Origin of the sequence: Cribrihabitans neustonicus (assembly GCF_048820895.1) — a bacterium.
Lineage (GTDB): Bacteria > Pseudomonadota > Alphaproteobacteria > Rhodobacterales > Rhodobacteraceae > Cribrihabitans_A > Cribrihabitans_A neustonicus.
Genome location: NZ_JBMERQ010000022.1, coordinates 1 through 11846, shown reverse-complemented (window position 1 = coordinate 11846; position 11846 = coordinate 1). Strand labels below are relative to the sequence as shown.

10 protein-coding genes and 2 pseudogenes are annotated in these 11846 nt (G+C 58.9%); 2 read left to right on the top strand and 10 right to left on the bottom strand.

Translation table 11 applies throughout. From position 1 onward, the window contains the following. Positions 1-286: 286 nt before the first annotated feature. The 3 genes and pseudogenes from ACOHWE_RS19685 to ACOHWE_RS19675 form a co-directional block, all read right to left on the bottom strand. Positions 287-826, bottom strand: a complete 540-nt coding sequence (locus ACOHWE_RS19685; RefSeq protein WP_420668447.1) for a hypothetical protein — start codon at positions 824-826, stop codon at positions 287-289. A gap of 9 nt (positions 827-835) precedes the next feature. Then, positions 836-907 (bottom strand): annotated as a pseudogene (locus tag ACOHWE_RS19680) (hypothetical protein); the annotation flags it as partial. Then, entirely contained in the window at positions 904-1191 is a 288-nt protein-coding gene (locus ACOHWE_RS19675) for a hypothetical protein (protein WP_420668446.1), read from the bottom strand. The pseudogene ACOHWE_RS19680 and the gene ACOHWE_RS19675, both read right to left, overlap by 4 nt. Before the next feature lie 55 nt (positions 1192-1246). On the opposite strand from ACOHWE_RS19675, the gene ACOHWE_RS19670 reads away from it, so the two are divergent. Next, entirely contained in the window at positions 1247-2329 is a 1083-nt protein-coding gene (locus ACOHWE_RS19670) for an IS481 family transposase (RefSeq protein ID WP_420668445.1), read from the top strand. 13 nt (positions 2330-2342) lie between these two features. Here the strand turns inward: ACOHWE_RS19670 and ACOHWE_RS19665 are convergent, their stop codons facing one another. Next, the gene (locus tag ACOHWE_RS19665; RefSeq protein ID WP_420668444.1) at positions 2343-2633 is read right to left on the bottom strand and encodes a recombinase family protein; all 291 of its coding nucleotides are present in this window, start codon (positions 2631-2633) and stop codon (positions 2343-2345) included. Between ACOHWE_RS19665 and ACOHWE_RS19660 the strand changes: the two are divergent. Further along, positions 2621-3036 (top strand): annotated as a pseudogene (locus ACOHWE_RS19660) (transposase); the annotation flags it as partial. The gene ACOHWE_RS19665 and the pseudogene ACOHWE_RS19660 overlap by 13 nt on opposite strands. A gap of 695 nt (positions 3037-3731) precedes the next feature. Here ACOHWE_RS19660 and ACOHWE_RS19655 read toward each other — a convergent pair. The 6 genes from ACOHWE_RS19655 to ACOHWE_RS19630 all read right to left on the bottom strand — a co-directional run bounded on the left by ACOHWE_RS19655 (position 3732) and on the right by ACOHWE_RS19630 (position 10898). Next, on the bottom strand, positions 3732-4847 hold the full coding sequence (locus ACOHWE_RS19655; RefSeq protein ID WP_420668443.1) for a M24 family metallopeptidase: 1116 nt from the start codon (positions 4845-4847) through the stop codon (positions 3732-3734). A 36-nt stretch (positions 4848-4883) separates the two neighbouring features. Further along, positions 4884-5483: a helix-turn-helix domain-containing protein gene (locus ACOHWE_RS19650; protein WP_420668441.1), complete on the bottom strand. Its 600-nt coding sequence runs from the start codon at positions 5481-5483 to the stop codon at positions 4884-4886. Positions 5484-5560: 77 nt separating this feature from the next. Next, a complete protein-coding gene (locus ACOHWE_RS19645) occupies positions 5561-7252 on the bottom strand; it encodes a dipeptide ABC transporter ATP-binding protein (RefSeq protein ID WP_420668440.1) in 1692 nt (563 codons plus the stop codon). After that, complete coding sequence (locus ACOHWE_RS19640) at positions 7249-8211, bottom strand: ABC transporter permease (RefSeq protein WP_420668438.1); 963 nt, start codon at positions 8209-8211, stop codon at positions 7249-7251. Before ACOHWE_RS19640 ends, ACOHWE_RS19645 begins: the two co-directional genes overlap by 4 nt. Further along, complete coding sequence (locus ACOHWE_RS19635; protein WP_420668437.1) at positions 8208-9179, bottom strand: ABC transporter permease; 972 nt, start codon at positions 9177-9179, stop codon at positions 8208-8210. The genes ACOHWE_RS19640 and ACOHWE_RS19635 overlap by 4 nt, the downstream gene beginning before the upstream one ends. 138 nt (positions 9180-9317) lie before the next feature. Continuing rightward, on the bottom strand, positions 9318-10898 hold the full coding sequence (locus ACOHWE_RS19630) for an ABC transporter substrate-binding protein (protein WP_420668448.1): 1581 nt from the start codon (positions 10896-10898) through the stop codon (positions 9318-9320). Positions 10899-11846: the final 948 nt, after the last annotated feature.

The following is an 11846-nucleotide window of genomic DNA, read 5'->3' as shown; positions in this document are numbered from 1 at the left end:
CCGTTGGCCAGATGCCTAACCAAAGTCGGTTATGGGCCGCTCATACCAGTTGGCTGCCGATGTTCCAACGGCAGCTTCGTTCTGCTCTGAGCAGTTTTGCCTGCCTGCTTAGCGCAACTTTGCAAAGCTCACTTTCTGCGCCTAGCGGACACCGTTGATGGTGCCATGGACGGCCAAAAAACTACTACTAAGGTTGAACGGAGATCACTTCCTTAGAGTGATGTTCGTTCGATAAAGGCCAAATCCTGCTCCCGCAACCAACTTTAGCGAACTTTCCAATTCGGCGTCACCGCCCAGGGTTTTGCCCTGCGCCTTGCCGATAAGTTCCAGAAGATCCCCCCCGCATCTCGAATTCATGGCTGCGCGTCACTGCGTTCCACCGGATGATGACTTGATCCAGGAGCGCGTGCAGCTCATCACTCGCCCGGCCTGCTACGCCCTCATCTGACAGGGTGCTGGTGATATTGGTGACAAAGTCCCTATAGAGTGCAGGGAGATCTGTCGGCAATTCGATGGGGGTAGGCACCAAGGCTTCCCGTTCATCGCTCCGCGGTTCAAGCTTTGCATCAACTGCGTTGAACTCGTTAATGACGGCGTCGGAATGCAGACCGTTCTTTACCGCGCGCAGGAGGTTCGCGCGATTCTGTTCAAACTGTTTGGTTTCCTGGTCGAACAGCCGTAGCGCATCTCCCTTATGAAGCACTGTTGCCTTGAGTTGCGCTTCGTATCGGGATCGGAACCATTGATAAGCTGCGTCCTGCATAAGGCTTCCGCGCAGGTTGCCCAGGATCGTTTCCGCCGCCAGGTCCTCCCTCAGGCCCGGCATTCCAGAGCAGACAGCGGCGCCTTTCTCTTTTGCGTTAGCGCAGTAGTAGCGCCGGGCGTTGCCGGAACCCGCTACCGTCAGTTTGCCGCCGCATTGGCCGCAGGTGAGTAGGCCCGACAGTAGGTATTTGCGCCGCCGTAGGCCTTGAGAGGCAGATAGCCCGTTTTTGTCGTTGGCCGCCCTTTTGCCGCGTTGTTTTGAAAGAGCCTCCTGCCGTGCCTTGACCGCGCTCCAAAGATCTTCATCAAGATGCGCAGTTCCGGCACTTCCTGGGTCTTCCAGGCTTCGGGCGGGTTGAGTTTGGACACGCGCCGACCTGTGTCCGGGTGTTTGGAATAGCGCAGGCGATTCCAGATGTAGAACACGCGACTTGATCTGACATTTCTGCTCTTCTGGAGCGCAAGCATGGAGTGTCGATCAATGACGAGTATTCAGGACAAGATCATCAAACCGAAGCTGGGGCTGCTGGAGCTTGCCAAGCAGCTCGGCAACGTTTCGCAGGCCTGCAAGGTGATGGGATACAGCCGGGACAGCTTCTACCGGTTCAAGGAACTTTACGAACAGGGCGGCGAGCAGGCGCTCATGGATCTCAGCCGCCGCAAGCCGATCCTGAAGAACCGGGTGCCGGAGCATGTCGAGCGGGCGGTGATCGAACTGGCCATCGAAAACCCGGCGCTGGGGCAGAAACGCGCTTCCTGGGAGCTCCAGCAGCAGGGCATCATGGTGTCGTCTTCCGGCGTCCGCTCGATCTGGCTGCGGAACGACCTGGAGACCATGAAGAAGCGGCTGAAGGCCTTGGAGGCCCGTGCCGCCCAGGACGGCATCCTGCTCACCGAGGCGCAGATGGCCGCGCTGGAAAAGGCCCAGCAGAAAAAGGAGGCGCACGGCGAGATCGAGAGCCACCATCCGGGCTACCTCGGCAGCCAGGACACCTATTACGTGGGCACGATGAAGGGCGTGGGGCGCATCTACCAGCAGACCTTCGTCGATACCTATGCCCGCGTGGCGATCTGCAAACTCTACACCGAGAAGCCGGCGATCACGGCGGCGGATCTGCTGAATGACAGGGTTATCCCTTTCTTTGCCGAACACGGCATCAGCCTGCTGCGCGTCCTGACGGACCGCGGCACCGAATATTGCGGCAAGGTCGAGAACCATGCCTATCAGCTTTACCTGGCCGTCGAGGACGTGGATCACACTAGGACCAAGGCGAACAGCCCGCAGACCAACGGCATCTGCGAGCGCTTCCACCGGACCATCAAGGATGAGTTCTATGACATTGCCTTCCGCAAGAAGCTCTACCGCTCGGTGCAGGAATTGCAGGTGGATCTGGACGCCTGGCTGGTCAAATACAACGAGCAGCGGCCGCATTCGGGACGATACTGCTATGGCCAGACGCCTATGCAGACCTTCCGCGAAACGATACACATTGCCAGAGACAAGACGATCGGGGGTTCCGGGCCATCGGACAGCCAGCAACCCGTTCTCAGCACAGAAAGCTGAGCTGTCCGTCAGATCAAGTCGGAAGTTTTACATTCCAGATGCGTCGCCCCTGATAGAGTTCGTTGTTCAGAATTCCTGTGCCGCGCTCACGGTTGCCGTTGATGGTATTCTGCTTCCAGTGCCCAGATCCCTCGCCGCGCCCGCGCGGGGCGGGGATCTTGTCGGCATTGAGGTCGGCAGCGATCTGAGCTACCCCCCCCCCGAATTTCGGACACTGACCTAAGCTACGATTTGCTGTCTGCTGATCTTCGACGACGAGGAGATCAGAGATGTCGAAACGGAAGAACCATTCGCCTGAGCTCACGGGTGGCGATCTCGAGCCACCGCCTTATCAGCGCCGATACCAATACCGTCGCCTTCCGCTGAAGGACTACCACATCAAGTCCGGCGACCGGCAAAAGGTCATGCGGCTCGAGACCGGCGTGTTTATCCGCCGGTTCCTAATCCACGTCCTGCCCGATGGATTCCACCGCATCCGGCACTATGGGCTGCTGGCCAGCGCGGCTCGCAAGGCCACCATCGCCCGCATCCGCGGATTGCTCGGCGAGGCGCCGCAGGATCCGGACCCGCAGGAGAATGCCGAGATCATCCCTCTCACACTGCGCGAACCGTGCCCCTGCTGCGGTGGCGCGATGCGCATCGTCGAGATCTTCCGCCGCGGTCGGATGCCGTCATCTCGAGCACCACCCCAGGAGCAGGCCGCATGACGCAACGCCCGTCTCAAACGCGCGAAACCCACCAGCTGCCGCCCGCAGGCTGGACCGCTCCTGGCATGCCCGTTGCCGGGCTTTGCTCAGGAAAATGCAATCAACTGTTCCGCCGGCATCCGAAACCCACGCCCCCCGTCGTCCGAGCGACATCCAGCGATCGACACGTTCTGCACGGTCGGAGGCCAGACCCCACCCTCGCAATCACCCGCAGCACGCTTTCCCCATTGGCAGCGCCCGGGTCCCCGCGGCTTCTTCCTTCCGAGGTTTGTCAACGCGGGCCGACGCCCGCAGGCGCCCCGCCGTCACGCAGCGGCCCGCATCGAAAAACCTTCAGGGAAGCCGACTTTCTCCGCAGGCGCAAATCGATCAAACCGCAAAGCTGAAAGCCGACACCCATGTTCGCTCGAAACCAGGAAATTCTCTGCACCGCCGCAAATCGGCTCGGAGCCCCAAGTTCCGAGCGTATGAACGGCAACAATTCCGGTTTCATGGAACGTCTAACCTTGGCGCGTTCGGCAAATGGTATGGCGGGAGATGCCACAAACCTCCTTAGAAACAGAGGCCATGTACACTGAAGACACTGTGCGGCAGAAAGGTGCCAATGCTTGACCGGTTAATGACGCCAGGCACTTTGGAAGCGATCATCCATCCTGGGATCGCGTGTTGGCCAATAGCTGGATGTTGTCGCGGTTTCAATCTCTGACTGGCAGCAGGCGCACGGTGCGCGGAATCTCGGACAGGATTTCGACGCCGCCTGAATGCAGGAAAGCCACGTCTTCCAGACGAATGCCAAATTCATCATTCAGGTAGATGCCCGGTTCAATGGAAAACACGTTTCCCACCCTCAAGGGTTCGGGGTAGTTGGCAGCGATAAAAGGGAGTTCGTGCACGTCAATGCCCAGACCATGACCTGTGCGGTGCAGGAATTCCGGGCCAAAGCCTGCGTCCTCGATCACCGTGCGCGCGGCCATGTCAACGTCGCTGCAGAGGGTACCGGGCAGAGCCGCCGACTGCGCGGATTGGACAGCTTGTTCTACGATTCCGGCTACTTCATTGAACCGGGCATTGGGCGAGTCACCGTACCAGGCACAGCGGGTCATATCCGACGGGTAGCCCTGCAAGCGGCATCCGGAGTCGATGAGCACGGCCATATCAGGCTGCAAGGTATCCGTACCTGTGTGATGGTGCGGATAGGCGCTGTTCTTTCCGAAAGCAACGATGCAAAACTCGGGTTCTGCCCCGTTTTCCATGTAGTGATCGATTATGATATCGCGCACTTCGATCTCGGACATGCCGGTGCGCAGCGCCGCAAACGCTTTCTCAAAGGCGCCATCGTTCAAGACTGCGCTGTCTTTCAAAAGCCGGCGTTCCCCGGCGTCCTTTTCCGCGCGGAGCTGGCCCACCGTGTCCAGCGTAAAGCGGTGGGCCGGCGCGTCCAGCTGATCGAGCAGCAGGAACGAGAAATCCGTGCGCATCATCTCGTCCAAAACGATGCTTAGGCCAAGGCGTTTGGCGTTGGCCTCGGTCAACAGCTGCGTAAGCGCGGCCAGCGGACCGTGCGCATCGCTCCATTCATAAAACGGCACATCGGCGCATTGGGCGCGCGACGCCTCGGCGTTCAGCAGGGGCATGAGCACACCAACGTGGCCGGCCGTCACAATCGCCATGACCGGGCGTTCATCCCCATGCGGGTTCAGCCCCAAAAGCCATTGCATGTGGCTGCCCGGCCCGACAGCGACCAGATCTGTGTTGGTGTCCGCCATGCGCTGGCGCAATCGCGCCAATCTGTTTTCCACAATATCAATCATAAGACCCTCTCTTGAATGGCGCTCTGTTGGGTGGGGTCAGCTGCGATGCCCGGGCAGCCGGCTTTTCTGCGCGCCCTGCAAGACCACCAAAGTGCCGGCCCACAACATACGCGCGGGGGTTTCGCCCAGAGTTTTCCACGCATGAGGCGTCATGCCATTGTAATGCAGACTGTCGCCTTCGCGCAGTGTAAAGGCTTCACCATCCAGGGTTTTTTCGATCGTACCGCTAAGGATGTAGATGAATTCCTCGCCTTCATGCTGAAAGGTTTCGGATTGAAACCCTGGCGGGCAGTTCATGATAAAGGCGGACAGTTCGTGGCCGGGAAACTCGGTGCTGAGCGCCTCATAGGTGACGCCCGTGTCCGAAATCGAAAACTTGCGCCGCTGCCCGGCATAAGACACCGCGTCCCCCGGTTTGGGGCGGGTGACAAAGTAATCAAGGCCCAGATCCAACGCGCGGGCAATCTGCGCCAAGGTGCCAAGCGACGGTGTGGCATTGCCCCGTTCGACCTGCGACAGGTAGCCGGCGGAAACGCCAGCCTTGTCGCAAAGACCCTTGAGGGTCAGCTTGCGCTTTTGTCGGCACTTGCGGATCAGATTGCCCAGTTTGGCCCGTTCGAGTTGATCTGACGCCATAGCGCTACCCCCCTCTACCCTTGGTAAAGACAAGGCCTGCGCAGGCGGCCGGGGGGATGCAAGAGAACCGCACGTGGTTATCCTGACAATTGCGCCAGCCGGGGCATCAGATCAAGCAATTGAGCGGTATACGCCTGCTTGGGATTGGCAAACAGCGTTTCAGTGTCCTGCACCTCGATCAACTGCCCTTGCTTCATCACACCAACGCGGTCACACATCTGACGCACCACCGGCAAGTCATGGCTGATGAACAGCATGGTAAGGCCCAGGTGTTCCTGCAAATCTTTGAGAATATTCAGGATCTGCGCCTGAATGGACACGTCCAACGCACTGGTGGGTTCATCGCAGATCAGGAACCGTGGCTGCGTCGCCAGGGCGCGGGCGATCGAGATCCGCTGCCGCTGACCGCCCGAGAACTCGTGCGGGTACTTTGCGGCTGCCGCACGTGTCAGGCCAACACGATCCAGCAATTCATGCACCCGGCCGCTGATCTGATCCGGCGGCAGGAGCTTGTGATGGATCAGCGGCTCGGCCACGATGGATTCCACCTTCATGCGCGGGTTCAGACTCGAGAACGGATCCTGAAAAATCATCTGGATCTGTTTGCGGTAGTTCGCCATGGCTTCTGCCGGCATTGCAGTGACGTCATCACCATCGAAATGGATCTGGCCGCCGTCGACAGGCAATAGCGTGCCGATCATGCGCGCAACGGTGGATTTGCCCGATCCGCTTTCCCCGACAAGGCCAAACACCTCACCATCCTTGATGTCGAACGACACCTCATCCACGGCGGTAAAGTAGGTGCGCCGGGAGGGCAGGATGGCGGACTTTTGCAGGAATTTCTTGGTGATCCCTTTGACCTCGACCAGTCTGCCGGATTTGGACGGCTCAGGTTTGTGCCAGTTGCGGGCGAGGTCCTCGATCTTGAAGGTGGTTTCACGGCCACCATAGCTAACCTGCGGAAAGCGGTGCAGCTTGACCTGCGGGCGCGGCACTGCAGAGATCAGCGATTTGGTATATTCATGCTCCGGGGTGCTCAGCACTTTGTCGGTTGGCCCGTTCTCGACTACCTCGCCAGAGTACATGACGGTGACCTGCTCGGTGGTGTCGGCGATCACACCCATGTCGTGGGTAACAAGGATCACCCCCACTTGGGTTTCCGAGGCCAGTTCCTTGATGAGGTCCAGCACCTGCGCCTGAATGGATACATCCAGCGCGGTGGTCGGCTCATCCGCGACGATGACCGAAGGTTCTGAACACAAGGCAAGCGCGATCACGACCCGCTGGCGCATACCACCCGAGAATTGATGCGGATATTGGTCGAACCGCGTCTTCGGGTCGGGGATCGACACCCGATCCAGCAGGGCAAGCGCGCGCTCCCTCGCCTCAGCGGCCGTGACCTTCAGGTGCAGTTGGATCGTTTCGACCAACTGTTCGCCGATCGTGAACAGCGGGTTGAGCGAGGTCAGTGGATCCTGAAAGATCATGCCAATCTCGCGACCCCGAATAGCGCGCTTTTCCTCGGCGCTGAGATTGTCGATGCGGCGTCCCTTGAGCCAGATTTCCCCCGAAGCAACACGTGCAGGATCATCCAGCAGCCCAATGACGGCATTGCCGGTCATCGACTTGCCCGCTCCGCTTTCGCCGACAACCCCGCGGATTTCTCCGGGGTAGATGTCATAGCTGACATTCTGGACAGGTTTGAACAGCCCGTGGCGGGTGGGAATTTCGACCGTCAGATTACGGATGGACAATACGGGTTCGGTCATTTCAGCCTCGGGTTCAATACGTCACGCAGCCAGTCACCCAGCATGTTCACACTCAGCGCCAGGGCCAGCAGTGTGCAGGCAGGGAAGAACAGGATCCACCACTCACCGGAGAACAGGTAGCCCTGCCCAATTCGGATCAGCGTTCCCAGGGAGGGTTGCGTGGGGGGGGCACCCACTCCGAGGAAGCTGAGCGTGGCTTCGGCGATGATCGCCAGAGCCAGCGAGATGGTGGCAATCACCAGCACGGGTGAGAGAATGTTAGGCAGAATGTGCCGCAGCATGATGGTCGAGGGACGCCGCCCGATCAGCCTGGCTGCCGATACATAGTCCTTGTTCTTTTCCACCAATGTGGCGCCGCGCACAACCCGCGCGAACTGCACCCAGTCGCTCAGGCCAATGGCGAGGATCAGCACCCAGATCGCCATCTGGTCCCGGTGTTCTATCGGGGTGATGCCCTTTGCAATACCAAAGATCAGCATCGCAACAAGGATCGAGGGGAAGGTCAGCTGCACGTCGGCGGCGCGCATGATGAAACTGTCGGTCCAACCCCCGAAGTACCCGGCCAAAAGGCCGAGGAAGACGCCCAGAACCACCGCGAACAGAACTGCTGCAAAGCCTACGAACAGAGAAATCCGCATGCCGTAAAGGATGGTCGAAAACACATCCCGCCCCTGATCGTCGGTGCCCATCAGGAACGTTTCGCCAGTAAAGGCGTTCGGGGTCATCGGCGCTGTGAACCCATTCATCAGGTTCAGCGACGCAGGGTCGAACGGGTTGGTTGTGGCAATCACAGGGGCGAATATGGCCGACAGGATCAACAGAACCGACACAGCGGCCGACACCATCGCAACAGGTGAGTGGCGGAAAGCGTAATAGAGGTCACTGTCCAACGCGCGGCGCAGCCGGGACGGCGTTGCCGGTTGCGTTTCTTTTTGCGCAGAAATGGGTTGGTCGGTCACTTGGCACTCACCCTTAGACGAGGATCAATGAAGGCATAGAGGATATCAACCAGCAGGTTGATGACGACGAACATCACCGAAATCATCATCAGATACGCGGCCATGACCGGGATATCGACAAACTGGATCGCGTTGATGAACAACAGTCCAAGCCCGGGCCACTGAAAGACGGTTTCGGTGATAATCGCAAAGGCGATGATTGCCCCGAGCTGCAGGCCGATCACAGTGATAACCGGGACCATGGTGTTCTTGAGCGCGTGGCGGAAGTTGATCACCCGGTCGCTCAGGCCGCGCGCGCGGGCAAAACGGATGTAATCCTGGCGCAGGACCTCGAGCATCTCTGAACGCACCAGCCGCATAATTAGGGTCATTTGATAAAGGCCCAGGGTGATCGCGGGCAGGATCAGCGCTTTGCGGCCGGATTCAGTCAGGAAACCGGTGGTCCAGCCGCCAATCTTCACCACCTCACCGCGCCCAAAGCTCGGCAGCCAGCCGAGTTCGACGGAAAACAGATAGATCAGCAGAATACCGATGAGAAAGGTTGGAAGGGACACCCCGATCAAAGAGGCGGACATGATGAAATGGGCGGCGAAACCGTCGCGGCGAATGGCGGTGAACACACCCAGCACGATGCCCATCACCACGGCAAAGACCGCTGACAGAGCCGCCAGCTCCAGCGTTGCCGGAGCGCGCTCCATGATGATCTCAGAAACTTCGCGGCCCTGACGGTAGCTGACGCCAAAATTGCCTTGGACCGCTTCGTTGAGGAATTTGAAATACTGTACCGGGATCGGTTTATCGAGGCCCAATTGCGCGCGCAGACGCTCAACGTCTTCCATCGTCCGCTCTTGACCCAGCATGTTGTCAATCGGGTCACCCACAAAGGTGAACATGGAAAACGCAATAGCGCCGGTAACGACCAGAACCAGAATAGACTGTAACACACGCTTTAGGATGAACGGCAGCATCGCAGAGGCTTTCTTGCGCCAACAAGCGTGGGGTCACGCGTTGAATTGACGGATCACAGAGAGGTGCCGGGGGCGGGGAACTCCTGCGCCGCCCGGCAGAAACCGGCCGCCCGCAACAGGCAGGCGGCCCGGATCGGGTTACTTCATGGTGAAGTATTTGACGCGGGGCTGATCTTCGGGATCAACCTCGATGCCAACGTTATCGCTCATGCCCCAGTTAAGAACCTGGTGGTGGATAGGGATGTAGAGCTGTTCGTCCTGAACAACGCGCCAGATGCCTGCGATGTCCGCTTGGCGGGCGTCCAGATCGGTGTTGGAGGCCAGCGACTTGATCTTTGCATTCACGTCAGCATCGTTGAAGCCGGTGCCGTTCCAGGTGCCGATGTCGCTTTCACGGCCATGCACCAGGAAGTTGAAGATGTACTCTGAATCGTAGGTCGGAACACCCCAGCCCAGCATGTAGAAGTCGGTCTTGCCGTCGGTGATCTTGGGGAAATGCTGCGCCTTGGGAATGGCGTCCAGGTTCACCGTGATGCCGATCTGACCCAGCATGCCGACAGCGGCCTGACAAATCGCTTCGTCGTTGATGTAGCGGTCGTTCGGGCAGTCCAGGCGAATCGAGAACCCATCGCCATAACCCGCTTCTTCCATCAGCGCCTTGGCGCCTGCCAGATCGGTCGAGCTTTCGCCGTCCATCTCGGCGGTCCAGCCGTTCACAAAGGGCGGTGCAATCATGCCGGCAGGCTGGGACTGGCCCCGCATCACGACCTGACGGATGGCGTCTCGGTTGATCGCCATGGACATCGCCTTGCGCACACGCACGTCCGCCAGCGGGTTCTTGCCGTCGATGTTGTCGGCTTCGATATCATCCGCGCCCTGGTTCATGCCAAAGAAGATCACGCGGTTCTGCGGGGCCTGCTTGACCACCAGACCATCCGCGCCGTCCACGCGGGCCAGATCCTGCACCGGCATGTCCTGGAGGAAGTTCACCTCGCCCGACAGAAGCGCAGCAACGCGGGTCGCGGCGTTCTGGATCGGGGTATAGACGATTTCGCTGACTTCCATCGGGAAGTCGTTGCGGCCCCAGTACTCTTCATTGCGCACCATGACCGTTTTCACGTCAGGCTCGCGGCTGACCAGCCTGTACGCGCCGGTGCCGTTCACGTTGGTGGTCGCATAGGTGATCTCGCCACCTTCAAAGTCTTGCACGTTGACTGTGTTGTTCGCCTCGGTCCAACCCTTGTCCATCATGAAAAGGTTGGTCAGGTTCGACGGCAGGATCGGGTTCGGACCGTCTGTTTCGATCTCGACAGTGTGGTCGTCAACAGCGCGCACCGCGGTGATCGAACCGATCAGCTCTTTCATGTCCGAGTTCGGCTGCTTCGCACGTTCAAAGCTGAACACCACGTCTTCTGCGGTGAAATCCGCGCCATCGTGGAATTTCACGCCTTTGCGCAGGTTGAACACCCAGACGTTGGGGTTGTCAGCGCTGGGAGCCCAGTCGGTTGCCAGAGTCGGGACGAACGCGCCGCTGGTGTCGCGAATGATCAGCGGCTCATACATCTGGTGACGCATGGTATGGCTGGGGCCTTCGTTTTGCGAGTGCGGATCCAATGTCAGAGCGTCACCCGCGCGTGCCCATTTAAGGGTTTCGGCGCTGACCACGGCAGTTGACGACAGCAGTGCCGCAACCGCCAGGAATGCTGATGTTATCTTCATGATGTCCTCGCTGTCGGTAAGTGTTTTCCGCAAGCAGTTATATTTATTTTTCTGATCAGATTACTCGGCCAAGAAGCACTGGTTGCTCTCGGTTTGCTTGCATTTAGGAACCAGAAAAGGCCCCATCTCGGTGATTGCCGATCAAAGTTCAGGCTTGCAGGTGTCGCCCCGCCACTGTTTGGCCAGGCACAGTCAGGACTATAAAAAATTGTTTGGGGTATACAATAAAAATTTTGGTCACTTGCTTCGGGTCGAGATCTCCGCGGAGCGAATCACACTTTCCAGCCACGATTTGCCAGCACGCACATTATCCAAATGGCTTGTACGCTGCAGCTTGCGGACACCGCCCAGAAATCTCTCGCTGCCCAAATACGGGCAGCCCGCACTTGAAACTTCACGAACTGGCAAGGCTTCGCAGAAGTGGACATCGATCGAACGGCGGCTTTATCCTCGTTGCGTGAGTTCGCCCACAACCTGGTTTCGCCGTCGCAGCGAATGTCCGAAACGAAGGGCCGCGCCCCAGCATCCGCTGGCATAGTTCAAGGGCCGGTGTGGGCCGCCTAGGTCCATCTGGAGCGCCGGGCGACTCTAAGTTTGCAAAGTCCGTTCCCCTGCGCAAAGGTGCCGTTAGCGGTGTGCTATCATGGGTTTATATGGTTGCGAAGAGGGTAGGTAGGATACGGCGGTTGCCTGCTCCCGCAACCAATTTTACCGAACACTCAAGCATGTTCCCGTCAAGCCCTTCTCCGGAAGGGCTTTTTGCGTTTCGGGCCAGGCCGATCATCGCTGACGGGCTCCCCTGAGAGTTGACGTGCTCCCCTGAAAAGTCCGCGATTTGAAGTTAGCCTGTTCTCCAAGCGAGGAGACAGACGATGCGGAAAAGCCGTTTCAGCGATGAGCAGATCATTGGCATCCTGAAGGAGCACCAAGCCGGAATGGGGGCGAGGG

Excerpts from the sequence above, each read along its gene's own strand:
- ACOHWE_RS19685 (WP_420668447.1), bottom strand. The coding sequence starts at position 826 with ATGCCGGGCCTGAGGGAGGACCTGGCGGCGGAAACGATCCTGGGCAAC.
- ACOHWE_RS19670 (WP_420668445.1), top strand. The coding sequence starts at position 1,247 with ATGACGAGTATTCAGGACAAGATCATCAAACCGAAGCTGGGGCTGCTG.
- ACOHWE_RS19655 (WP_420668443.1), bottom strand. The coding sequence starts at position 4,847 with ATGATTGATATTGTGGAAAACAGATTGGCGCGATTGCGCCAGCGCATG.
- ACOHWE_RS19650 (WP_420668441.1), bottom strand. The coding sequence starts at position 5,483 with ATGGCGTCAGATCAACTCGAACGGGCCAAACTGGGCAATCTGATCCGC.
- ACOHWE_RS19645 (WP_420668440.1), bottom strand. The coding sequence starts at position 7,252 with ATGACCGAACCCGTATTGTCCATCCGTAATCTGACGGTCGAAATTCCC.
- ACOHWE_RS19635 (WP_420668437.1), bottom strand. The coding sequence starts at position 9,179 with ATGCTGCCGTTCATCCTAAAGCGTGTGTTACAGTCTATTCTGGTTCTG.
- ACOHWE_RS19630 (WP_420668448.1), bottom strand. The coding sequence starts at position 10,898 with ATGAAGATAACATCAGCATTCCTGGCGGTTGCGGCACTGCTGTCGTCA.